Below are 23682 nucleotides of genomic sequence, written 5' to 3' on the forward strand. Positions count from 1 at the left end.
TCCAGCGCTCCGAGTAGTGTCGTTCTACGGACCATACGCTCGCGGCACTGCTTGGCTCCCCGACAGGAGGTCTCCGACCATGAAAGCCGTGCTCTGCGCATCCACCCTGCTGGCCCTCGTTTGCAACGTCCACGCCACCACCTTCTTCGTCAACAAGACCCAGGACACCTTCGACGGCGTCTGCGATGCCGATTGCTCCCTGCGCGACGCCATCCAGGCGGCGAACGTCAATGCGGGCGAGGATGTCATTCGCCTGCAAGGCACCACCTACCACATCAGTATCCCCACCACGCTCCAACCCGTCGGCGAAGACGACGACATCGACCCGGAGGTGGACGAGGACGACAACCAGGTCGGCGACCTGGATATCGCCGACGACCTGAAGATCATCGGCAGAAGCGGAACGCGCCTCGATGCCAACTACGTCTACCGCGTCCTCGAGGTGCTTCCCGGCGCCCGGGTGAAATTGCAAGATCTGGAAATCCGCCGCGGTTGGGTCCCGGAAGCCGGCGGTGGCATCGCCAATGGCGGGACCCTGACGCTGCTGCGGGTGCGCGTCGCCGAGAACCGTTCGGCCAGCCGTTATTACTTCGGCAAGGGCGGCGGCATTTTCAACGAAGGTGTGCTCGAACTACGGCGTTCGGAGATCGCGGACAACTTCGTCAACGGTGGTGAAGGCAGCGATGCCCGCGGAGCCGGCCTGTTCAATACCGGAAACCTGCTGATGAGCGATTCGATGGTCCGCGACAACATCGCGCATGACGACGGAGACTCCGGTGCCGGCGCCGGACTCTACAACCGCGGGCAGGCGACAATCAGACGCTCGCTGTTCACCGGCAACGTCGGCGAATACCACGGCCACGGCGGTGCGATTCTGAATGTCGAAGGCGCCAGGCTGACGCTGGAAAACACGACGATCAGCGACAACCACTCCGGCATGCAGGGCGGCGGCGCCCTGGCCAATGGCGAGCGCATGGACTGGGAATGGGAGAAGCCGGGAGAAATCCACCTGACCAACGTGACCATCGCGGAAAACGAGAACGGCGGTCTCTTCAACGCCGGCCGGGCGACCTGGATCAACACCTTGATCGCCAGCAATTACCAAGGCCCGCTACCCAATACCCGCAACTACTACGCCGGAACGAACTGCGAGAACCACGGACAGTTCCAGACCACGCAGGTTTCGGTACTGCTCGGCAATGACGGCAACTGCGTCGGCGACATCCTGGTGGACAACGGCACGGTGCTGAACTTCGTGCTGTACCCGCTGGCCAACAATGGCGGACCGACGCCCACCCATGCGCTGCGCCCCGGCCCCTATGCCATCGACACCTCGGTGGCCCGCTGCCCGATGCACGATCAACGCGGCGCACTGCGCCCGGTGGACGGTAACGGCGACGGCTCGGCAATCTGCGATATCGGGGCCTTTGAGCATCAGCCCGACGATTCGCTTTAAATCATCCGCCGCAATGACGCCGGCAGAGCCTTTTCAGCTGGCGATCTGTTCGCCCTGGTCATGCTGGGCGAACTCCTTCACCGCGCGGAGCACGTCGTGCCGGCTGATCTGCCCGACCAGCCGGCCGTCCTCCACCACCGGGAAGCGGCGCCGACGGCCGCGCAGGAAGCGCTCGGACACTTCGATGATGTCCGCCTCGGGGGAGATGGTCTCCACCTCGGTGGTCATATAGCCGCTGACCGTGACCGTCCCGCCCACGGACTCGTAGTAGGCGCCGGAGAGGATGCCGCGCAGGCAGTCGCCCTCCGACAACAGGCCGATCAGGTGCCCCTGGGAGTCGACCACCGGCGCGCCGGAAATGCGGTGCTCCAGCAGACGGTTGATGGCGGTGAACAAATCCGTATCGGAACGGAAGGTCACCAAGTGACGGGTCATGTAGTCCCGGACCTTGATTGACTTGAGCATGGACGAACTCCTCTGTCGTACGCCGACCGGCGCACGCCAGCAAGTTCAGTCGAAAACCACCGTCTTGTTGTCGTGCACCAGAACCCGGTCTTCCAAGTGATAGCGTAGCCCACGTGAGAGCACCATCTTCTCCACATCCTTGCCGAGGCGAACCATGTCCTCGACGCTGTCGCGGTGGGTCACGCGCACCACGTCCTGCTCGATGATCGGGCCGGCGTCCAGCTCCTCGGTAACGTAGTGGCAGGTGGCGCCGATCAGCTTCACGCCCCGCAGAGAGGCTTGGTGATAGGGTTTTGCGCCGACGAAGGACGGCAGGAAGCTGTGGTGGATGTTGATCACCCGGTGAGCGAATTCGCGGCACAGTTGCGGCGGCAGGATTTGCATGTAGCGGGCCAGCACCACCACATCCGCGCGATATTCGCCGACCAGTCGCGATACCTCGGCGAACGCCGTCTCCTTGTCGTGCGGCACCACCGGGACATGGTGATAGGGAATGCCATGCCACTCCACCATGCTGCGCAGGTCGTCATGGTTGGCAATGACGCAGGGAATCTCGCAATCCAGCTCGCCGCTGTGCCAGCGGTGCAGCAAATCGGCCAGGCAATGGGATTCGCGGCTGGCCATCAGCACCACGCGCTTTTTCACCGCCGAATCGGTGATCCGCCATTCCATGGAAAACTCCCGGGCAATGGGCGAGAACGCCTGGCGGAAACCATCGAGATCGAAAGGCAGGGAGTCCGCGCGGATTTCGTGGCGCATGAAGAACCACCCGCTCTGGTTGTCCGAGTGATGACTGGCCTCGGTGATCCAGCCGTTATAGGTGGCCAGGAAGTTACTGACCTTGGCGACGATACCGACGCCGTCCGGACAGGCGATGACCAGCCGAAAAGTGCGCATGCGGAAACTCCAGAAACTTCACGAAAGGCGCCATTCTAGCCAGAGCCCCGGAAAACTTCAGTAATCCCGCGCATCTTCCGGTTCGCCCCGATTGGCCAACCTGGGACCGCACCGTGAATCGCCAGGTAATTGTCGGTACGCAATGTCGCCCTGCCGGCTTGAGTTAGTTCTCCGAAAAGCGCCGCAGGCAGCGATTTTAATTCAGAGATTTACCAGGCCCCGGCAAACTTCGAACGATGAATTCAAGCAAAACATTTCAAACATGTTTACTTGATCAAACTGCGTGACTATTATTGCTGCCAATAGCTCTTGTCGAACCACCGAATGAAGGATTACCCCATGTCGCTGATCAATGAATACCGCGCAACAGAAGAAGCCATCAAGGAACTCCAAGAGCGCCTGAAAAGCCTGTCGCAAGACGACAAACTGAAAAAGGAACTGGAGTTCGAAAGCAAACTCCGCGACCTGATGGGCGAGTATCAGAAATCCCTGCGCGATATCATCGCCCTGCTCGACCCGGATGCCAAACTGAGCAAAGCGCCGCGCACCGGCAAAGCAGCGCCCACCGGCGGCAAGCGCGCCCGCAAGGTCAAGCAATACAAGAACCCGCACACCGGTGAAGTCATCGAAACCAAAGGCGGCAACCACAAGACCCTGAAAGAGTGGAAAGCCAAGTGGGGCGCCGATGAAGTGGAAAGCTGGGCCACCCTGCTCGGCTGATATCGGCGATCTCTCCGCCTCGAAAAACGCCAGCTTCGCTGGCGTTTTTTATGGGCGCGTCATGACGCCCGCTCCTCGACTCGGGAATTGCCTGAATCGAGCCCACAATTTATCCGACCGACATACCTAGCGGGTCGTCCAAACCGACGGCGACATAACGCTCGCGTAGTTTTCGGACATATTCACGCCACTCCGCCAGCACCTGCTGCTGCGCCGGAGCGCAGTTACCCCAGTACTGCAGCAATGCCGTCTCGAAATTCTCCAGGGTATTGGGTGCTCCGAATTCGGGGTGGTTCAGACGCTGCCAGCAGAAATTCCGCCAGCGCACTTGCTCATCCGCCGACAAAGTTTCAGGAAAGTTGCGTGCACGGTAACGGAACAGCAACTCGGGCAAGCGGCTATCGTCGAATGGCCATCCTTCCCTGGCCAGTCTTTGCGGATCGGCACAACGCACTTGTTCGCAGAGTCGCCGATCGCGGTCGGCAAGAAACCCCGAATATAACTGCTGTTCCGGGTCCTCGCAGGGAGCGAAATCTTCCGTGCCATACAGCGATAACAACTTGTCGCGCCAGACCGCCTGCTTTTCCTTCAGCATTTCGGCACGGGACGAACATAACTCCATGTCCAGTTGCAATCGTTCCTTGTCTTGCTCGCGCAATACATTCAACGGGGCAACGACCGGGCAGCGATTCACATGCAATAACTTCAGCGGTATCGGAAGTTCGCCATCGGCCAACTCTTCGCGACGGGTGTAGAGCCGCTGGCGCAGGCTCTCCGCATCCAGCTCCAGCAACGGCTGCGGATCGGCCTGGAGGTCGCAGACGATCAAGGCATTGCGATTGCGCGGATGCCAGGCCAGTGGCAGCACCACCGCCAGGCAATGGCGACTCATGGAAAAACGTCCGGATATATGCACCAGCGGTTGCAGCAGGCGAACCTGCTCGAGCACCTGATGTTTGCTTCGCAGCCGGTACAGGTAGTCATACAGCTTCGGTTGCCGCTCTCGCAGCAGCCGCGCCAGGGCGATGGTCGCGCGGACATCGGAAAGCGCATCGTGGGCCTGCCCATGCTCGATGCCGTTGGCAGCGGTCAGGCGCTCCAGCTTGAGCGTCACCCGCCCGTCTTCTTCAGGCCAGGCGATACCTTCCGGACGCAGGGCATAGGCTGTCCGCACCAGATCGATGAGGTCCCAGCGGCTGTTGCCGCCTTGCCATTCACGCCCGTAGGGGTCGAAAAAATTGCGATAGAGACTGTAGCGGGTGACTTCGTCGTCGAAGCGCAGGGTGTTATAGCCGGCACCGCAGGTCCCGGGGCTGGCCAGCTCGGCATGTATGCGGGCCATGAACTCGGCCTCGCAGAGCCCCTTGTCCGCCAGCCGGGCGGGGGTGATCCCAGTCACCAGGCAAGCCGCCGGATGCGGCAGGATGTCGTCACTCAGACGGCAGTAAAGGTTGAGCGGTTCGCCGATTTCATTGAGCGCTTCGTCGGTACGAATACCCGCACCCTGCAACGGACGATCGCAACGCGGGTCGATGCCAGTGGTTTCGTAGTCGTACCAGAAGATGCTGGAAGTCACTGTCGCGTCCTTAGGCTGATGAACCGCGCAGTCTAACACCGGCTATTCTTGCGAAACCTGCGACGCATAGAGGTGAAAAACATGATGTTGCGCACAGGTCCGGAAGGCTTGGCCTTGCCGGCCACCTGCCAGTATGGCTAGCATGACCGCGCCTGGACGTTAATATTCAACACGGATGACCCATCATGAGCGACACTCTCGCACAAAACCCCTACGCATCTCCCTCCAGCAACCTGCAGGAAATCCCGGCCAACGGGCAGGTCCCCACCGTCGAAGAAGCCCTGCGCCGCGGCTACGACTTCAGCATCGGCGATCTGCTGAGTGAAGCCTGGCAACGCACCAAAGGCACCAAGGGCATCATTCTCGGCGGTTTCATCATTTTCTACGTCGTGATGTTCGTGGCGATGACCGTCGTCGGCTTCGTCTTCGGCCTCGTGGGCATGATGAATCCAGACAGCCTGGGCGCCATGATCGTCGGGCAACTGGTAGTGACCATCATCGCCACTGCCGCAACCTATCCGTTCCTGGCGGGTATCAACATGGTCGGCATCCGCCGTGCCGCCGACCAGCCGGTGACGTTCAACGAGATCTTCAGCCACTTCGGCCGTACCGTCCCGCTGATCGTCGCAGGTCTCCTCATGTTGCTGCTCATCTATGTCGGCATGTTCCTGCTGATCATTCCGGGCATCTACCTGAGCGTTGCCTACATGCTCGCCCTGCCGCTGGTGGTGGAGCGCGGCCTGTCACCCTGGCAGGCGCTGGAAGCCTCCCGCAAGGCGATCAGCCAGCATTGGTTCAAATGTTTCGGCCTGTTCCTGCTTCTCGGCCTGATCCTCAGCCTGAGCGCCATCCCACTGGGTATCGGCCTGATCTGGACCATTCCGCTTTTCGTAGTGAGCATCGGGGTCCTGTATCGCACCATCTTCGGTGTGCTGCCGGTCAAATAACGAACCCGCCCTACCGGGCCGCCAGGCGGCCCGGTTGATTTCCCGGCCCGCTGCTGGCTAGCATCGGGCTTTCCCAGACGCAGTCAGCCGATGCCCCTTACCCCCTCCGTCGCCAGCTCAACACCAGCGCGAGACGAACCCCTGGATACCCGTTTCCATGTGGAAACCCCGGAAGGCATCGATCTGGTCCTGCGTCCCGCCAGCCTGGTTCCACGCGCCCTCGCCTTCACCATCGACCTGGGCATCCGCGGCGTCATCCTGCTGGTCATGTTCGTGGTGCTCGGCCTGTTCGGCCAACTCGGCATGGGCCTCGGGACCATCCTGCTATTTCTGGTCACCTGGTGGTACATGGTGCTGTTCGAAGTGCTCAACCAGGGACGCTCACCGGGCAAACAGTTGCTCGGCCTGCGCGTGGTGCACGACGACGGAACTCCGATCGGTTGGGCGGCTTCGCTGACACGCAATCTGCTGCGCTTCGTGGACATTCTGCCGTTCGGTTACACCCTGGGCATCCTCAGTTGCCTGAATCACCCTGCCTTCAAACGTCTCGGCGACATGGCTGCCGGCACCCTGGTGGTCTACCGGGAAGAAATGCCGGCCCGCCCGCAATTGCCGGAAGCTTCGCCGCTGCGTGCGCCCTTCCCGCTCAGCCTGGCCGAGCAACGTGCGATGCTCGGTTTTGCCGAGCGCCAGGCCGGTCTCTCCGCGGCTCGCCGCACGGAGCTGGCCAGCCTCCTGGCCGAGCCGTTGGATGTGCCCGCCGAGCAGGCAGAAGCGCAGATCAACGGTATCGCCCGCGGTCTGCTGGGGCCGGTATGAAACAGAGCCTGTTCGAAAAAAGGTACGAAGCCGACTGGCAGCGCTTTGCCAGTCTGTTGGAAGCGCTCGAACGCGGCAAGGCCGACGGCCAGACGAGTCTTGGCTTTTCCGCCGAGTACCGACGTATCTGCCAGCACCTCGCCCTGGCCCAGGCAAGGGGCTACAGCAGCCACCTCATCGATCACTTGCAGCAGATGGCCATGCGTGGTCACCAGCAGTTCTACCGGCACCGCAGCCATCTCGGTGCCAGCATCCTAAGCTTCCTGCTCGGTGGATTTCCACGCCTCGTCAGGGCCGAATGGCGCAGCGTGACCGTCGCCAGCCTGTTGTTCTTCGGCAGCCTGATCGCCATGGGCGTGCTGGTCTATCTGTTCCCAGACCTGATCTACAGCCTGGTGGACCCGGCCCAGGTCAGCGAAATGGAATCCATGTACGACCCCGATGCCCGCCGGCTCGGCCGCTTCGGCGAACGGGACTCCGGCGACGACTGGATGATGTTCGGCTTCTACATCATGAACAACATCGGCATCGCCTTTCAGACGTTCGCCAGCGGCCTTCTGTTCTGCCTCGGCAGCGTCTTCTTCCTGCTGTTCAACGGACTGACCATCGGTGCGGTAGCCGGACGGCTGAGCGAAATCGGCTATGGCGAGACATTCTGGTCGTTCGTCATCGGTCATGGCGCCTTCGAGCTGACCGCCATCGCCCTGGCCGGGGCCGCCGGCCTCAAGCTCGGCTGGGCGCTGCTGGCTCCGGGGCGCCTGCCACGCGGGGAAGCCTTGCGCCTTGCCGCCGGCAAGAGCATCCAACTGGTCGCCGGCGTGATCCTGCTGCTGCTCATCGCCGCCTTCATCGAAGCCTATTGGTCATCGATGACCTACACCACACCCTTGATCAAGTACCTGGTCGGTACCGGGCTGTGGCTGCTGGTCCTCGGTTATTTCCTCTTTGCCGGACGCCAGCATGCGCCTGACTGATGCCAGCGTCGCCATTCGCCCCCGTAGTGCCTGGGAAGCGCTGGACCTCGGCGTTCTGCTGGCGCGCCGGCATGCCGGCCTGCTCATGGTCAGCTGGGCACTGTTCACCCTGCCGATATTCCTCCTGCTCAGCCTCGCACTGTGGCGATATCCCGGTTGGGCGATCTTCCTCTTCTGGCTGTTCAAGCCCGCCTACGAACGGCTGCCGCTGCACATTCTTTCCCGCGCATTGTTCGGCGACACGCCTACGCTCAAGGAAGCGCTGAAGGCCCTGCCGCGCCTGTTGAAACCGCAACTGCTGGCCAGCGTCACCTGGCGCCGTTTCAGCCCGACCCGCAGCTTCGACCTGCCGGTGCTCCAACTCGAAGGACTGTCCGGCCAGGCACGCAGTCAGCGCCTGGTGGTGCTCGGCCAGCGCGACGCCGGCGCCGCGAGCTGGCTGACCGTCGTCGGCATGCACCTGGAAGGTGCCCTCTGTTTCGGCCTCATCGCCCTGCTCTACATGCTGCTACCCCAGCAGTTGGTCGTGGACATGGACTGGCAGAAACTGGTCGAGGCCGCCTCCGGCGACTGGCTCTGGCTGGACCACCTGTCCAACCTGATCTACGCCCTGGTGCTGATCGCCTGGGAACCGGTCTATGTCGCCTGCGGCTTCACCCTCTACCTGAACCGCCGCACCGCGCTGGAAGCCTGGGACATCGAACTGGCCTTCCGCCGCTTGCGCCAGCGCTTGACGGGCATCGCCTACGCTGTGCTGCTGGCCTTCGGCGTTCTGCTCGTCCAGCCCTCCGAGCGCGCCTGGGCGGCGCCCGACCAGGCACCGGCAACCGAGGAGAAGGACCCGCAGGGGCCGGAAGCGGATCGCCTGCTTCGCCAGCCGTTGACCAGCAAGGCCGCCCAGGAAAGCATCCATGCCCTGCTCGACCAGCCGCCCTTCGAAAACCGCGAAACCGTTACCCGCTGGCGTTTCGGCGAAGAAAAGAAACCCGAGAAGCTGACCAAGCAGGACGTCGAGGGCTTCGCGAAGCTGCTCAAAGGGCTCCTCAACCTGGCCGAATTCTGGAAGAGCCTCGACACCGTGGCGCTGGTTCTCGAGGTCCTGCTCTGGACAGCCATCCTCAGCCTGCTCGCCTGGATCGTCTGGCGTTATCGTGATTGGCTGGCAGCCTTTGCCGGGCGAGTCGGCCTGCCCGTACGCCTCGAACGGCAGATACCGAACCAGTTGTTCGGCCTGGAAATCGCCCCTGAGAGCCTGCCAGACGACGTCGCCAGTGAAGCCGAACGGCTCTGGGCCGAACAGCCGCGAGCGGCTCTGGGTCTGTTGTACCGCGCGCTGCTCAGCCAACTGCTGCACACCCATCGCCTGCCACTCAAGGCTTCCCATACCGAAAGCGAAGTGCTCAGGCTCGTGGGTCAGTTGGAACAGTCCGAGCTGGAGTCATACAGCCAACTCCTGACCGCGCAGTGGTTGAATCTCGCCTACGGCCATCGATTGCCCGAGCAGACCCTGCGCGACAGGCTTTGCGACGGCTGGCGCCAGTTGTTCGGCCAGGAGGTCAAGGCATGAGCCGGCGCGGGACGTTCATCCTGGGCACAATCCTATTGTTCCTGATGGGCTTGCTGGCCATCTATCTGCTTGGCAAGGCCGAGCCCTATGAGGAAACCATCAAGCACGGCCCGTCGCCCGAGGTGAAAGCCAATCCCTATCTCGCGGCCGAGCACTTTCTTCGCCGCCAGAACATCAGGGTGAACCGCGCCGACGGTCTGGAGGGGCTTGCAACCCTGCCCAGCCAGGGTCAGACCCTGCTGTTCCTCGGCGATCGCGAAAACATGACGCCCCGCCAGGCCGAACGCTTGCTGCAGTGGACGGCCAAAGGCGGCCATCTGCTGTTTGTCGCCGAGCGGCTTTATGACGAGGATGACGGCAAGAGCGGCGACCTGCTTCTCGATCAACTGGGCATCCAGCAGTACCTCGCCGAGGACCTCGACGAAGAGGAAGAAGGCAATGAAACGCCGGAGTCTCCGGCCGTCGGAGATGAAACACCCGAGACTGCCGAAGCGCCCGACGAAGAACCCTATCCGGAGCTGACCAAGCTGTATCTGGAAAACGAGGAAGCACCCGCCTATCTCTCGTTCGATACCGACTACCACCTCTACGACTCGCAGAACCGCGCCCATGCCTGGGCCAACAGCGGCAATGCGACGCACATGCTGCAGCTCTACCACGGGGATGGCCTGATCACGGTCCTGACCGACAGCTGGATCTGGCAGACCCGCGACATCGACAAATACGACAACGCCTGGTTGCTCTGGTACCTGACCCAGGACAGCGACGTCACGCTGATCTACAGTACCGACCGCACCGATCTGTTCAGCCTGCTGCTGCGCCATTTCCCGGAGGCGCTGACAGCACTGGCCCTGCTCATCGGCTTCGGCCTCTGGTCCGCCGGCCTGCGCCAGGGTCCACTGCTCGCGCCGGTCAGCCGTTCGCGTCGACAACTGGAGGAACACTTGCGCGGCAGCGCCGATTTCCTGCTCCGCCGCAACGGCCAACAAAGCCTGCTGCAAGGCTTGCAGCAGGACATCCTGCGCCGCGCACGACGTCGGCACCCGGGTTTCGAACGGCTCGCCGTGGCCGATCAGTGGCAGGTCCTGGGCCGCCTGACCCGCCTGCCGTCCAGCACCATCAGTCAAGCCATGCGACCGCTACCGGCCCAACGGTTGAGCGCCGCCGATTTCACCCGCCAGGTCGCCCACCTGCAAAATCTCAGGAATGCCCTATGAGCGAACAAACGCCCGAACAAGCCAATAGCGCCCCTGCCAGCCCCGCCGCGCCCAATGCAGCCTCTCAGCGTCAGCGTGCCAGCCAGTTGGCCCAGGCCCTGCGCCAGGAGCTGCAGAAGGCGGTGATCGGCCAGCAGGCGGTGATCGACGATGTGCTGACGGCGCTGATCGCCAGCGGACATGTGCTGGTCGAGGGCGTACCGGGGCTCGGCAAAACGTTGCTGGTACGCGCCCTGGCCCGCTGCTTCGGAGGCGAGTTCGCCCGCATCCAGTTCACTCCTGACCTGATGCCCAGCGATGTCACCGGCCATGCCGTCTACGACCTGCAGAGCGAACAGTTCAAGCTGCGCAAGGGGCCTGTGTTCACCAACCTGCTGCTGGCCGATGAGATCAACCGCGCGCCGGCCAAGACCCAGGCGGCCCTGCTCGAAGTCATGCAGGAACGCCAAGTGACCCTGGAGGGCCGTGCCCTGGCGGTTCCGCAACCATTCCTGGTACTGGCCACGCAGAACCCGATCGAGCAGGAAGGCACCTACCCGCTGCCCGAGGCCGAACTCGATCGCTTCATGCTCAAACTGCGCATGGACTACCCGGAAGCCAGCGAAGAACTCGCCTTGGTTCGTCAGGTCACCCGCTCGGCCAAGGCTGACATGTTGGAAGTGACGCCCCTACGTACTTTGTTGCAGGCCAAGGATGTCCTGGCCTTGCAGAAGATCGCCAGCGACCTGCCCCTCGACGAACAGGTGCTGGACTACGCCGTGCGCTTGACCCGGGCGACCCGCAGCTGGCCGGGCCTGGCCATGGGCGCCGGGCCACGGGCCTCCATTGCCCTCGTTCGCGGCGGACGCGCCCGCGCCCTGCTGCGCGGTGGCGAGTTCGTGATCCCGGACGATATCAAGGGCTGCGCCCTGGCCGTGCTGCGCCATCGCGTACGGCTGGCACCGGAGCTGGATATCGAGGGGCTCTCGGTGGATCAGGTCCTGCAGCAGCTTCTCGATCAGGTACCGGCACCGCGTCTATGAGCGGTTCCTTGTCAGGCATTTCAGGGCGAATCGAACCGACATGAAGCCATCACGCACATTGCTGGTGCTGCTCGGTGCGCTGCTGGCGCTCGCCATCCTGCTCGGCACGCTGCATGCCCTGGCCATCAAGCTACCGCAGACGCTGGCCCTGATCTGGTGGGGCGCCCTCTGCGCACTGCTGCTGGCGGCCGTCGCCGATGCGCTCTGGCTACGCCGGTTGCCCATTCCCCGGGCTGAACGCCTGCTGCCCGGCAACCTGCCGCTGGGTCGCTGGAGCGAAGTACGGCTGAGCCTGCATCATGATTTTTCACAGCCCACCGTCATCGAAGTGTTCGATCACGTCCCCGACGGCATGGCCCTCGAATACCTGCCGCAGCGCGTCGAGCTACGCCCCGGCGAACGGACCGACTTCGGCTATCGCGTCCGCCCCTTGGCGCGTGGTCATTTCCACTTCCCCCGCTGCGAGCTGCTGCTTCCCAGCCCGCTGCGCCTCTGGCATGGCCGCCGCTACTTGGAGCTGCCCGGCGAGACCCGCGTCTACCCGGACTTCGCCCGCCTCTATGGCGCCCAGCTGATGGCCGTGGACGACTGGCTGAGCCAGCTCGGTGTCCGTCAGCGGCCACGGCGCGGCCTGGGCCTGGAGTTCCATCAGTTACGCGAATTCCGCGATGGCGACAGCCTGCGGCAGATCGACTGGAAGGCCACGGCGCGGAAACGCATGCCGATCGCCCGGGAATACCAAGACGAACGCGACCAGCAGATCGTCTTCCTGATCGACTGCGGCCGGCGCATGCGCAGCCAGGATGGCGAACTGGCGCATTTCGACCACGCGCTCAACGCCTGCCTGCTGCTGAGCTATGTGGCTCTCCGCCAGGGCGACGCCGTGGGGCTGGCCACCTTCGCTGGCGTCCAGGATCGCTACTTGGCCCCAGTGAAAGGCCCGGCCCAACTGAACGTCTTGTTGAATGCGGTCTATGACTTGCAGAGCACCCGACTGCCGGCGGATTTCTCCGCGGCCGTCGACAAACTGCTCGCCCGACAGCGACGGCGGGCCCTGGTCGTGCTGGTGACCAACCTGCGAGACGAGGATGACGAAGAACTGCTCAACGCGGTCAAGCGGCTCGGTCGCCAACACCGCGTGCTGATCGCCAGCCTGCGGGAGGAAGTGCTCGACAGCCTGCGCCAAACGCCGGTGCAACACTACGAGCAGGCGTTGGACTACTGCGGTGCCGTGGATTACCTGAACGCCCGCGCCAGCCTGCACGAGCGCCTCACGGCACATGGCATGCCGGTTCTGGATGCGCGACCGAGCCAGCTCGGCCCTGAACTGGTCAGCCGTTACCTGGCCTGGAAGAAGGCCGGCGTCCTGTAGCGCCCTCTTGTGAAAGACGAAAGCCGGACAAGTCCGGCTTTTTTCTTGGCTCAGGCCGAAGCGGCTAGCGGACGAAAGGTGAAGTAATAACGCAGGGCTTCGACCAGTTCGACATACTCCGGTGGCGGGACCACCAGAGAAAAGCCTGAATCATAATGCCCGGGATTGACGTCTTCGCGGCTCCACTGGCAGGTAGCGAAGAAGTCGATGTGGTGAACCTGGCCGTCCTGCCCCGGAATCTTCAGGCGCATGTCGAAACGCGCGCCCACGAGCATGGGTAGCTGACTGATCAGCATCATGCCGTCAATCGAAACATTCCCGATGTAGCCCATCGGTTTATCGGTGATGCGGTTGAACACCTTCAGGTAGTAAGGCAACTGATGGCGCTCGATTCGTCGTTGAGTGCGCATAGTGGCAGATCGCTATTGTTGGCCAGTTGAGTATGGCCGCACTACCACGGGAAAGGCCAGCATTAACCGCAACGTTCTGTTATCTGGGCCTGAAGACGACGACGAGCGGTAGCGATTTCGTCGTCGCTGTAGTAAACCCTTTCACCTTGTGCGGTTTCAGTGAAGTAGCGCCCACCTCGCTCAATCTGCGCCAAGTCGCTGCGCAATCGCCGACACTCCTTGTCGCGCCGGGCACGCTGCTCGGCCGCTTCGGACGTGGCCTGGGCCTGCTCCTGTCGGCGGGCATCGAAAACCTTCGCGGCGCGGGCCTCGCGCTCGCGCGTCGCATCGTCGCGCTCGACTACCTGCGGCTTGACTTCGATCTGCTCGGCACCGGCCGGCGGACGCTCACCGAAATGCACACGCCCCTGGGCATCGGTCCACCGATAAATCTCTGCGGCCGCCAACCCCGGCAGCAACAGAACGCAGAACAGTAGGTGACGCATGCCTATCCTCCATGGGGCAATCTCAGCTTAGTGCGGACCGGATGCCGTCGCCCGTTGCGGGTCGACCGGCGGTCGCCATCAGGAACGCGGCGCGGCAGCAGCGGGTACCGCCCTGACCGGCTCGTCCGCATGATAATGGCCGAGCTGCCTCAATGTCTCCAGGCGCGCGCGGGCGCGGTAGGCATATTCGCTGGTCGGATAGCGGACGATGATGAACTGGTAGGTCTGAGCGGCGTCGACGAACAGTTTCTGCCGCTCGAGACACTGGCCGCGCAGCAGCGAGATTTCCGGCTGCAGGTAGCTGCGCGAGCGGCTGCGGCGCTCGGCCTGGGACAGCTCCAGCATCACGCGCTCGCAATCGTCATCTTCGTAATAGCGATACGCATTGTTCAGATGGTGATCCAGAGACCAGCGGGTGCAACCGGCACCGGACACCAGCAAGGCCAGAATGATCAGGGTTCGCATGGGCAATTCCTCCGTCAAGGGTATCGACGGCGCTCGGGATTTCTTCAGTGGTGGTGCCGAAGCATAACCTCCGATGGGTCGTGCTGGCAGCGTGCCCTGGTCTGCTGGGGGCACTGCTAGACTGCCAACACCTCTCCAGGCCCAGGAAACATCATGCGTCCAGCCCGATTCAGCCTCCTCGTCCTCGCCCTGCTCGCCGGCTGCTCGCCCACCACGCCGCTGTTCATCGCCCAGATCACCACCCAGGAAGTGGTCGAGTACAAGAATCTGAAGACCAATCGCATGACGGCTGCCGTCGAGGAGGAAGGTGATCTATTCACCTACAGCGCCATGGCCATCCGCGACGCCAAGAGCGCACAAGCGGAGTCGCTTTACCTCAGCGGTTACCATGACGAGAAACTCAGCCCCGAAGTCAGGGCCATCGCCCTCTACCAGATCGGCCTGATTTATATGAACCGTTATAACGACGAGCGGGACGACAACAAGGCGCTGACATACCTGCATCGCGTGCTGAACGAATTCCCGAGCACGCGGGCGGCAGAGCGGGCCGAAGCCCGCATCCTGGTCATCCGCACGCGCGCCGAAGAGCCGGTGCAGAAGACCTCCCGCGAATTGCTCGCCCACTGGCAGCCACAACAGAACCTGGATCTCAACAAGCCCAGCCTGGACCCGGACATGACCCTACTTTCCCGTCGCGCAGTCCTCAAGGACCGGGTCGCCGAGGCGGAGGAGCTTTATTTGCTGGCCCTGGGCGACCCCGGCGTACCGCGCGACATCAAGGAGCGGGCGCTGTACCAGTTGGGGCTGATGTATCAGGCGCCGGACAATCCCAAGGCCAGCCGCGACAAGGCGATAGCCTACTTTCGACGGCTCCTGGTGCAGTTCCCCGACAGCAACCTGGCCGGCAAGGCCTCCCGCCATCTGGATCAGGCGTTGAACCAGACCGCGCCCTGACGCCTGTGCAGCGTCTGTCGCCCTCCGCCCTCTTCGGCTTGAGCAGCGGCCTCAAAAGGGCTTTATTGAACACAGCCCGGCGTGATCCAGGTCAAGCAGTGTGTCGGGTAACTGAGGTGCAATGCCAGCGACCCACAGCCGAGGAATGCCGCGATGAAACTACACCAGTTGCTGGTCGTCATCGACCCCTCCCAGGACGCCCAGCCGGCACTGGAACGCGCCACGATGCTGGCCCGGAAAAGCGGCGCCTCGATGGAGCTGTTGCTCTGCGAATTCAATGCCACCCTGGACAACGGCCTGTGGTTCGACGGCTCGTCGCTGGAGAAGAACCGCACCTCCTTCCTCGAACATCGCCGCCAATGGCTGGAGCAACTGGCCGCGCCGCTACGCAGTGCGGGTGTCGACGTCGAGCTGGAAGTCCGCTGGGGCAAACCACTGCACCGTATGATCCTGACGCGCATCGCCGAACTGAAGCCCGACCTGGTCTTCAAGTCCGCCCGCAACCAAGGTCTGTTCAAACGCCTGTTCCTGACCAACACCTGCTGGCAACTGATTCGCCACAGTTCATCGCCGCTCTGGCTCGTGCACCATGGCAAATGGCAGGGACGGCGCCTGTGCGCCGCTCTCGATCCGCTGCACAGCGCCGACAAGCCGGCCAACCTCGACCACCGGCTGATCGCCGCCGCCCGCGAACTCGGCGAACAGCTCGATCTCGAGGCGCACTACCTGCACAGCTACGCCCCGCTGCCACGGACCCTGGTCTTCGATGCCGAACTGGTCGCCGATTACGAACATTATGTCGAGCGCTGTGCCACCCAGCATCGCGAAGCGTTCGAACAGCTCCTCAGCCAATACCCCATCCCACTGCCCAATACTCACCTGCTGGAAGGCTTTGCCGAAGAGGTGATCCCACGCTTCGTTCGCGAGCAGGAGATCGACCTGCTGATGATGGGGGCGGTCGCTCGCGGCAGCCTGGATACCGCCTTGATCGGGAACACTGCCGAGCGGGTTCTGGAGGCCGTGGAATGCGATCTGCTGGTGCTTAGAGCCGAAAACGAAGGTAGTGCAGAGGAACAATGACTACAGGGTTCCGGCGTAGTAGCCTCCGGGTCTGCGTCAATTAAGGAGCCCTTGCATGACCCTGCGCCGTACCAAGATCGTCGCCACTCTAGGCCCTGCCAGCAATTCCCCGGAAGTGCTGGAAAAGCTGATTCTCGCCGGCATCGATGTCGCCCGCCTGAACTTCTCCCACGGCACTCCGGACGAACACAAGGCGCGCGCCCGCCTGGTGCGCGAACTGGCCGCCAAGCACGGTCGCTTCGTCGCGCTGCTCGGTGATCTGCAAGGGCCGAAGATCCGCATCGCCAAGTTCGCCGACAAACGCATCGAGCTGGCCGAAGGCGATCGCTTCCGCTTCTCCGTCACTCATCCGCGCGATGCCGGTACCCAGGACGTGGTGGGTATCGATTACCCCGATCTGATCAACGACTGCGGCGTCGGCGATGAGCTGCTGCTGGACGATGGCCGCGTGGTCATGCGCGTCGACGACAAGACAGCGGATGAGTTGATCTGCACCGTGCTGATCGGCGGCCCGCTGTCCGATCACAAGGGTATCAACCGTCGCGGTGGCGGCCTGACCGCTCCCGCGTTGACGCCCAAGGACAAGGCCGATATCAAGCTGGCTGCGGAAATGGATCTGGATTATCTCGCCGTGTCTTTCCCCCGCGATGCGGCCGACATGGAGCTCGCCCGTCGTCTGCGCGACGAGGCCGGCGGCACCGCCTGGCTGGTGGCGAAGATCGAACGCGCCGAAGCGGTGGCCGACGACGAAACCCTCGACGGGCTGATTCGCGCCAGCGACGCCGTGATGGTGGCACGTGGTGACCTCGGCGTGGAAATCGGCGACGCCGAGCTGGTCGGCATCCAGAAAAAGATCATTCTGCATGCCCGCCGCAACAACAAGGCCGTGATCACCGCCACCCAGATGATGGAGTCGATGATCACCAACCCGATGCCCACTCGCGCCGAGGTCTCCGACGTAGCCAACGCTGCCCTGGACTACACGGATGCGGTGATGCTCTCCGCCGAAAGCGCCGCCGGTGCCTATCCGGTGGAGGCGGTGAAAGCCATGGCGCGTGTCTGCGTCGGTGCGGAAAAACACCCCACCAGCCAGAAGTCCAGCCATCGCCTGGGCCAGCGCTTCCAGCGCTGCGACGAAAGCGTGGCCCTGGCGGCGATGTACACCGCCAACCACTTCCCCGGCGTGAAGGCCATCATCAGCCTGACGGAAAGCGGCTACAGCCCGCTGATCATGTCGCGTATCCGTTCCGCCGTACCGATCTTCGCCTTCACTCCGCACCGGGAGGCCCAGGCCCGGGTGGCACTGTTCCGTGGCGTCTACACCGTTCCCTTCGATCCGGCCTCGCTACCGGCCGACAAGGTCAGCCAGGCGGCGGTCGACGAACTGCTCAAGCGCGGCGTGGTAGAACCGGGGGACTGGGTAGTACTGACCAAAGGCGACCGTTATCACGGCACCGGCGGTACCAACACCATGAAGATCCTGCATGTCGGCGACCCGCTCGTCTGAGCGACACCCACATGAAAAAGGCCGCATTCGCGGCCTTTTCTTTCAGACGCTAGCGTCCGGAGACGCAACCGTGCGCGGCCAGGCATCCAGAACCGCCTTGAACAGGGTGGCCAGCGGGATGGCGAAAAACACGCCCCAGAAGCCCCAAAGGCCTCCGAACAGCAGAACCGCACAGATAATCGCCACCGGATGCAGGTTCACCGCCTCGGAGAACAACAGAGGGACCAGCACGTTGCCATCCAATGCCTGGATCACGCCATAGACCGCCATCAGATAGATGAACTGATCGCCCCAGCCCCACTGGAACAATGCAATGAGGGCAACCGGCACGGTGACCACCACCGCGCCGATATAGGGCACGATCACCGAGAACCCCACCAGCAGCGCCAGCAATGCGGCATAGTTCAGGCCGAGGGCAGCGAAGGCGATGTAGGTCACCACACCGCAGATGATGATCTCGATGACCTTGCCGCGGATGTAGTTGGCGATCTGCTGGTTCATCTCACGGGCGACCTGGGTCATCAAGGCTCGCTCGCGCGGCAGGTAGCCGCTGAGCCAACCAGCGATCAGGGCGCGATCCTTGAGGAAGAAGAACACCAGAATCGGCACCAGAACCAAATAGATCATGACGTTGACCAGTATCGGCAGACTCGACAGGGAAAACGTCAATAGCCACTGGCCGAACTTGCCGATTTCGCCACGCGCCGCCTCGATGGCCTGCAGCACCTGTTCGTTCGTGACCAGATGGGGATAACGCTCCGGCAACAGCAACAGAAGCGACTGCCATTCGCCGAGCATGCGCGGCAACTCATTGAACAGCGTGATCAACTGCTGCCAGAGCAGCGGCACGAGCACCAGCATGAACAGCGCCAGCACGCCGATGAACAATGCAAACACCAGCCAGACCGCAGCGATCTGTGGCAGATGCAGGCGTTCCAGCGCATTCACCAGTCCCTGCATCAGGAACGCCAGCACCAGACCGGCCAATACCGGCGCCAGCATATCGCCCAGCGTCAGCACGGCGGTAAAACTCAGAACCAACAGTACGGCCAGCACCACCGCCTCCTCATCGGAGAAGTAGCGCTGCACCCAATCACGGAGCACCTTGACCATCAGAATTCCTTGGACGGGAACGGCAATCGGCGGGATGAATCAGGCCTTGCGCAACCAGTAGCGATAGACCTCGTCTTCGACCTCCTCACGCAACAGTTCATGCCCGGCCAGTTTGGCGAAAGCACGGAAGTCGCGCTGCGAACCGGCATCGGTCGCCGTTACCTTCAGCACCGCTCCACTCGGCAGGCGATTCAGTTCCAGCTTGGCCTTGAGCAGGGGCAACGGACAATTCAGCCCGCTGGCATCCAGCTCGGCATCGCAGGCGACGGCCCGCTCTACAGCGTCGTTCATAGTCATCTCCAGGCAAGTGGCTAGGATACCGAAGGCGGCGCGGCCCTGGCCAGTTGACCAAAGGCCCGGCTAAAGTAGCAGCTTTGCCGTTACGAGCCCTGTGCATGAATTTTCTGCGCCCCACTCTGCTGTCGCTCGCCTGCCTGCTTGCTCTGCCCGCACCCGCCAGCGACCTGCCGTCGCTCGGCGATGCCAGTTCGGCCATCGTCTCGCCGGAGCAGGAACATCAGCTCGGCCGGGCCTGGTTGAGCCTTCTGCGTGGGCAGGTCGATCAACTGTCCGACCCTCAACTCAAGGATTTCGTCGAAACCAGCGTCTACCGTCTGGCCGAAACCAGCCAGCTGCAGGACCGCCGCCTGGAGTTCGTCCTGCTCAACAGCCCCCAATTGAACGCCTTCGCCGCACCCGGCGGAATCATCGGCGTCAACGGCGGCCTGTTCCTCTATGCCCAGACCGAAGCCGAATACGCGTCGGTTCTCGCCCACGAACTGGCACACCTGTCGCAACGGCACTTCGCCCGTAATCTGGAAGCGCAGAAGCGCATGCAGGTTCCGATGATGGCCGCCATGCTGGCGGGGATCGTGGCCGCAGCGGCCGGTGCCGGCGATGCGGGGATCGCCGCCATTGCCTCGACCCAGGCCGCGGCCATCCAAGAGCAGCGGCGCTTTTCGCGGCAGAACGAACAGGAAGCCGACCGCATCGGCATTCTCAATCTGGAAAAGGCCGGCTACGATCCACGGGCCATGCCGAGCATGTTCGAGCGACTGATGCGCCAGTATCGCTACGACCGCAAGCCGCCAGAGTTCCTGCTGACCCACCCGGTGACCGAGTCGCGTATCGCCGACACCCGCAACCGCGCCGAGCAATACCAGGCCGGCGGCGCCGAAGACAGCCTGCGCTACCAGTTGATGCGCGCTCGCGTGCAGTTGAGCTACGAGGAAACCCCGGGCATGGCCGCCAAGCGCTTCCGCACCATGCTCGACGAGAACCCCAAGCTGGATGCCGCCCGCTACGGCCTGGCGATCGCCCAGACCAAGGCCGGGCAACTCAACGAAGCGCGCACCAACCTCGAAGCGCTTCTGCAGAAGGCCCCGGAGGACATCGTCTACAACCTGGCGATGGTCGACCTGGATATCACCGCCAATCGCCTAGCCGACGCCCAGAAGCGCGTGGATCACCTGCTCGGCCTCTTCCCCGGTAACTATCCCTTGAAACAGGCGCGGATCGATCTGCTGCTCAAGCAGAACCAGCCGCAACAGGCGGAGAAGGCGCTGGATGAGCTCTTGAAGAGCCGGCCACACGACCCAGACATCTGGTATCTGGTTGCCGAAACCCGTGGATTGTCCGGCAATATCGTCGGCCTGCACCAGGCCCGGGCGGAATTCTTCGCCCTGGTTGGCGATTACGACCAAGCCATCGAGCAACTCGACTTCGCCAAACGGCGGAGCAATGGCAACTTCCAGCTCGCCTCGCGGATCGATGCCCGGCAGAAGGAGCTGATGGAGGAACAGAAGATGGTGAAGGATATGATGCGCTGAGTGCACATCCACTAACAAAAAGCCCGGCTCTCATGGCCGGGCTTTTTGTTTGGAGGCCGTCAGGCGTTACCCGCCAATTTCATCCGCGCCGCCTGGGTGAAGTCCAGCATGCGCTTGAGCGGTTTCACCGCCCTGGGAATCAGTGCCGGGTCGACCAGAATTTCGTTGCTGCCTTCGCGCAACGATTTCAGGACGCGCTCCAGGGTGTTCATGGCCATCCAGGGGCAGTGGGCACAGCTCCGACAGGCGGCGCCGTTGCCGGCAGTGGGTGCCTCGATGAACGTCTTGTCCGGGCAGAGCTGCTGCATCTTATAGAAAATGCCGCGGTCGGTGGCGACGATGAAAGTCGGGTTCGGCAGCGTCTGCGCAGCCTTGATCAATTGGCTGGTGGAGCCCACCGCGTCAGCCAGTTCGATCACGGCTTCAGGCGACTCGGGGTGCACCAGTACGGCAGCGTCCGGATAGAGCGCCTTCATGTCCTCGAGCTGCTTGGCCTTGAACTCCTCGTGGACGATGCAGGCACCGTCCCAGAGCAGCATGTCCGCACCGGTTTCACGTTGGATATAGCGCCCCAGGTGCTTATCCGGCGCCCAGATGATCTTTTCGCCGTTATCCATCAGGCTTTCGACGATTTCCAGGGCGCAACTGGAGGTCACCACCCAGTCCGCGCGCGCCTTCACCGCCGCCGAGGTATTGGCATAGACAACCACGGTACGTTCGGGATGCTGGTCGCAGAACGCCGAGAACTCTTCCACCGGGCAGCCCAGGTCGAGCGAACAGGTCGCCTCCAGGGTCGGCATGAGAATGCGCTTTTCCGGATTGAGGATTTTCGCGGTCTCGCCCATGAACTTGACACCGGCCACCACCAAGGTTTGTGCCGAATTCTGGCTGCCGAAGCGGGCCATCTCCAGGGAGTCGGAAACACAGCCGCCAGTCTCTTCCGCCAGAGCCTGGATCACCGGATCGCAGTAATAGTGCGCAACCAGGACCGCGTTCTGCTTTTTCAGCTCAGCGGCGATCTCGCTGCGGTAATGGGCCTCCTCCTCGGGAGTCAGCGGCTTGGGCTGCTTGGCGGCAAGGTGGGCCTGTACCAAAAGGCGTTCGGAAATCTGCGTCATTTCTACTCAAAGACCTGCGGCATCTGCATCGCGGCCTAGGAGTATACCACCGAGCCACTGGAGCACAGGAAAGGCCGCCCGTCCCGCAGGATCATTCGTCCAGGCCGGCGAGCAGTGAATAGCGCCGCATGACCTTTCTCACGTAATGCTGCGTCTCGGGATACGGCGGTACCTGGTACTGATATTTCATCACCGCACCTTCACCGGCGTTATAGGCCGCGAGGACCAGCTCCGGGTCCTCCTCGAACTTCTCGTTCAGGTAGGCCAGGTAGAGCGTCCCGGCCAGGATATTGGCGAACGGATCGGTCAGTGTCTGAGCCATGGTCTGCCCACGATGCCGCTCGATACCGAAACGCTCCGCCGTCGAAGGAATTACCTGCATCAGACCAACCGCCCCTTTCGGCGATACAGCGCGTTGATCGAACGAGGATTCCGCTTCTATCACCGCCATGACCAGCATCGGATCGACCTCGTAGATCTCCGCCAGCATGTCGACGATCTCTTCGATTCGCCCCCTGCTCGCAGCCTGGTCCATCAATGACGCCCCCGCCACGCCGGGCAGAAGCAATATCAGTGTCAGCGTTCGGCCGAGAAGCCTACATAAGACCGATCGCCTGATTGTGCCTGCCGACATATGCCACCTCCCTTTCTTCTCGATGAAGCCATCTACGCGTCGCCTGGAGGTTGTCCCGATTCGCAGGACAACCGACAGCAGGTGAGTGGTTTCCTGAGCGGTGCGGTTCGCCTTGACCGCCGAAGAGAAGAGATGAAGCGATGAATGCCGTGCCGACGGGAGATTCTTGAACGCAGAAAACGAAAAAGCCGGAAACATCGCTGTTTCCGGCTTTCCGAGCTTCCGCGGAAGCTTGAGATGGTGGGTCGTGTAGGATTCGAACCTACGACCAATTGGTTAAAAGCCAACTGCTCTACCGACTGAGCTAACGACCCAATGCGGAGCGCATGATACTGATTTTATTCAGGAAATCAACACCCCAACGAAATTTTTAGCGATAACGGGTCGGATCGGCCACACCAGCCGCCGAAAAACCTGCCGCGCGCAGGCGGCAACTGTCGCATTTGCCACAGGCATTACCCGCTTCGTCGGCCTGGTAGCAGGACACCGTAAGAGCATAGTCGACGCCGTGTCGAACACCGGCCTGGATGATGTCGGCCTTGCTCAGATTCTGCAGCGGAGCCTGGATGCGAAAGCCCTGCCCCTCCACTCCAGCCTTGGTCGCCAGGTTGGCCATCCGCTCGAAGGCCTCGATGAACTCGGGACGGCAATCGGGATACCCCGAATAATCGACCGCATTGACCCCGATGAAGATATCCCTCGCTCCCAATACTTCGGCCCAACCCAGCGCGAGCGCCAGGAACACCGTATTGCGCGCCGGCACATAGGTCACCGGGATGCCTTCGGTCGGGCTTTCCGGTACGGCGATGGACTCGTCGGTCAGGGCCGAACCGCCGATACCATTGAGGTTGAGGCCGACGACCTTGTGCTCGATCACGCCGAGCTGCCGCGCCACACGCTCGGCCGCCTTCAACTCGGCGCGGTGCCGTTGGCCATAGTCGAAGCTCATGCTGTAGCAGGCGTACCCCTGGGCACGTGCCAGGGCGACGACCGTCGCCGAATCGAGGCCACCGGACAGAAGAATGACCGCCTTCTTTTCATTCATATCGAAATCC

Annotated in this window: 24 protein-coding genes and 1 tRNA gene; 13 read left to right on the plus strand and 12 right to left on the minus strand. The window is 62.6% G+C overall.

What is annotated here, in order from left to right:
* Positions 1-79: 79 nt before the first annotated feature.
* Entirely contained in the window at positions 80-1456 is a 1377-nt protein-coding gene (locus PIN01S_RS06510) for a CSLREA domain-containing protein (RefSeq protein WP_084334569.1), read from the plus strand.
* 33 nt (positions 1457-1489) lie between these two features.
* On the opposite strand, the gene PIN01S_RS06515 is transcribed toward PIN01S_RS06510, so the two are convergent.
* Positions 1490-1921 carry a CBS domain-containing protein gene (locus PIN01S_RS06515; RefSeq protein WP_084334571.1) on the minus strand — a complete coding sequence of 144 codons (432 nt, stop codon included), beginning with the start codon at positions 1919-1921 and terminating at the stop codon, positions 1490-1492.
* A 45-nt stretch (positions 1922-1966) separates the two neighbouring features.
* Entirely contained in the window at positions 1967-2818 is an 852-nt protein-coding gene (gene purU, locus PIN01S_RS06520) for a formyltetrahydrofolate deformylase (protein WP_084334573.1), read from the minus strand.
* Between the two features lie 339 nt (positions 2819-3157).
* On the opposite strand from purU, the gene mvaT reads away from it, so the two are divergent.
* Positions 3158-3538 carry a histone-like nucleoid-structuring protein MvaT gene (mvaT, locus tag PIN01S_RS06525; protein ID WP_084334575.1) on the plus strand — a complete coding sequence of 127 codons (381 nt, stop codon included), beginning with the start codon at positions 3158-3160 and terminating at the stop codon, positions 3536-3538.
* 109 nt (positions 3539-3647) lie between these two features.
* Here mvaT and sbcB read toward each other — a convergent pair whose 3' ends face one another.
* The gene (sbcB, locus tag PIN01S_RS06530; protein WP_084334577.1) at positions 3648-5114 is read right to left on the minus strand and encodes an exodeoxyribonuclease I; all 1467 of its coding nucleotides are present in this window, start codon (positions 5112-5114) and stop codon (positions 3648-3650) included.
* A 185-nt stretch (positions 5115-5299) separates the two neighbouring features.
* On the opposite strand from sbcB, the gene PIN01S_RS06535 reads away from it, so the two are divergent.
* The 7 genes from PIN01S_RS06535 (at position 5300) to PIN01S_RS06565 (ending at position 13032) form a co-directional block, all read left to right on the plus strand.
* Positions 5300-6061 (plus strand): hypothetical protein, encoded by a 762-nt coding sequence (locus PIN01S_RS06535; protein WP_084334579.1) that lies wholly within the window; start codon positions 5300-5302, stop codon positions 6059-6061.
* Between the two features lie 90 nt (positions 6062-6151).
* On the plus strand, positions 6152-6880 hold the full coding sequence (locus PIN01S_RS06540; RefSeq protein WP_084334581.1) for an RDD family protein: 729 nt from the start codon (positions 6152-6154) through the stop codon (positions 6878-6880).
* Positions 6877-7854, plus strand: coding sequence for a stage II sporulation protein M (locus PIN01S_RS06545; protein WP_084335018.1), 978 nt, complete (start codon positions 6877-6879; stop codon positions 7852-7854). Before PIN01S_RS06540 ends, PIN01S_RS06545 begins: the two co-directional genes overlap by 4 nt.
* Complete coding sequence (locus tag PIN01S_RS06550) at positions 7841-9421, plus strand: DUF4129 domain-containing protein (RefSeq protein WP_084334583.1); 1581 nt, start codon at positions 7841-7843, stop codon at positions 9419-9421. The genes PIN01S_RS06545 and PIN01S_RS06550 overlap by 14 nt, the downstream gene beginning before the upstream one ends.
* Positions 9418-10638 carry a DUF4350 domain-containing protein gene (locus PIN01S_RS06555; RefSeq protein WP_084334585.1) on the plus strand — a complete coding sequence of 407 codons (1221 nt, stop codon included), beginning with the start codon at positions 9418-9420 and terminating at the stop codon, positions 10636-10638. Before PIN01S_RS06550 ends, PIN01S_RS06555 begins: the two co-directional genes overlap by 4 nt.
* Positions 10635-11660 (plus strand): AAA family ATPase, encoded by a 1026-nt coding sequence (locus PIN01S_RS06560; RefSeq protein WP_084334587.1) that lies wholly within the window; start codon positions 10635-10637, stop codon positions 11658-11660. The genes PIN01S_RS06555 and PIN01S_RS06560 overlap by 4 nt, the downstream gene beginning before the upstream one ends.
* Positions 11661-11700: 40 nt before the next feature.
* The gene (locus PIN01S_RS06565; RefSeq protein WP_084334589.1) at positions 11701-13032 is read left to right on the plus strand and encodes a DUF58 domain-containing protein; all 1332 of its coding nucleotides are present in this window, start codon (positions 11701-11703) and stop codon (positions 13030-13032) included.
* A gap of 50 nt (positions 13033-13082) precedes the next feature.
* Here the strand turns inward: PIN01S_RS06565 and PIN01S_RS06570 are convergent, their stop codons facing one another.
* From PIN01S_RS06570 to PIN01S_RS06580, 3 genes are all read right to left on the minus strand, one after another.
* A complete protein-coding gene (locus tag PIN01S_RS06570) occupies positions 13083-13442 on the minus strand; it encodes a PilZ domain-containing protein (protein ID WP_084334591.1) in 360 nt (119 codons plus the stop codon).
* A 62-nt stretch (positions 13443-13504) separates the two neighbouring features.
* Positions 13505-13927: a DUF4124 domain-containing protein gene (locus PIN01S_RS06575; RefSeq protein WP_084334593.1), complete on the minus strand. Its 423-nt coding sequence runs from the start codon at positions 13925-13927 to the stop codon at positions 13505-13507.
* Between the two features lie 78 nt (positions 13928-14005).
* A complete protein-coding gene (locus PIN01S_RS06580) occupies positions 14006-14392 on the minus strand; it encodes a tetratricopeptide repeat protein (RefSeq protein ID WP_084334595.1) in 387 nt (128 codons plus the stop codon).
* A 153-nt stretch (positions 14393-14545) separates the two neighbouring features.
* Here PIN01S_RS06580 and PIN01S_RS06585 point away from each other — a divergent pair, with 153 nt between their 5' ends.
* The 3 genes from PIN01S_RS06585 (at position 14546) to pyk (ending at position 17933) form a co-directional block, all read left to right on the plus strand.
* Entirely contained in the window at positions 14546-15346 is an 801-nt protein-coding gene (locus PIN01S_RS06585) for a tetratricopeptide repeat protein (RefSeq protein ID WP_084334597.1), read from the plus strand.
* Between the two features lie 153 nt (positions 15347-15499).
* Positions 15500-16426, plus strand: a complete 927-nt coding sequence (locus PIN01S_RS06590; protein WP_084334599.1) for a universal stress protein — start codon at positions 15500-15502, stop codon at positions 16424-16426.
* Between the two features lie 55 nt (positions 16427-16481).
* Complete coding sequence (gene pyk, locus PIN01S_RS06595; protein ID WP_084334601.1) at positions 16482-17933, plus strand: pyruvate kinase; 1452 nt, start codon at positions 16482-16484, stop codon at positions 17931-17933.
* 42 nt (positions 17934-17975) lie between these two features.
* Here pyk and PIN01S_RS06600 read toward each other — a convergent pair whose 3' ends face one another.
* A complete protein-coding gene (locus PIN01S_RS06600) occupies positions 17976-19046 on the minus strand; it encodes an AI-2E family transporter (RefSeq protein ID WP_084334603.1) in 1071 nt (356 codons plus the stop codon).
* 39 nt (positions 19047-19085) lie between these two features.
* Complete coding sequence (locus PIN01S_RS06605; RefSeq protein ID WP_084334604.1) at positions 19086-19337, minus strand: sulfurtransferase TusA family protein; 252 nt, start codon at positions 19335-19337, stop codon at positions 19086-19088.
* 104 nt (positions 19338-19441) lie between these two features.
* On the opposite strand from PIN01S_RS06605, the gene PIN01S_RS06610 reads away from it, so the two are divergent.
* Complete coding sequence (locus PIN01S_RS06610) at positions 19442-20875, plus strand: M48 family metalloprotease (protein ID WP_084334605.1); 1434 nt, start codon at positions 19442-19444, stop codon at positions 20873-20875.
* 59 nt (positions 20876-20934) lie between these two features.
* Here PIN01S_RS06610 and nadA read toward each other — a convergent pair whose 3' ends face one another.
* The 4 genes from nadA to queC form a co-directional block, all read right to left on the minus strand.
* Complete coding sequence (nadA, locus tag PIN01S_RS06615) at positions 20935-21993, minus strand: quinolinate synthase NadA (protein ID WP_084334606.1); 1059 nt, start codon at positions 21991-21993, stop codon at positions 20935-20937.
* A 91-nt stretch (positions 21994-22084) separates the two neighbouring features.
* Positions 22085-22825, minus strand: coding sequence for a lytic transglycosylase domain-containing protein (locus PIN01S_RS06620; protein WP_084334608.1), 741 nt, complete (start codon positions 22823-22825; stop codon positions 22085-22087).
* Positions 22826-22865: 40 nt separating this feature from the next.
* A tRNA-Lys gene (locus PIN01S_RS06625) sits at positions 22866-22941 on the minus strand.
* 56 nt (positions 22942-22997) lie between these two features.
* Entirely contained in the window at positions 22998-23672 is a 675-nt protein-coding gene (gene queC / locus PIN01S_RS06630) for a 7-cyano-7-deazaguanine synthase QueC (protein WP_084334610.1), read from the minus strand.
* Positions 23673-23682 lie beyond the last annotated feature (10 nt).

The organism is Pseudomonas indica NBRC 103045 (assembly GCF_002091635.1).
GTDB classification, from domain to species: Bacteria; Pseudomonadota; Gammaproteobacteria; order Pseudomonadales; family Pseudomonadaceae; genus Pseudomonas_M; species Pseudomonas_M indica.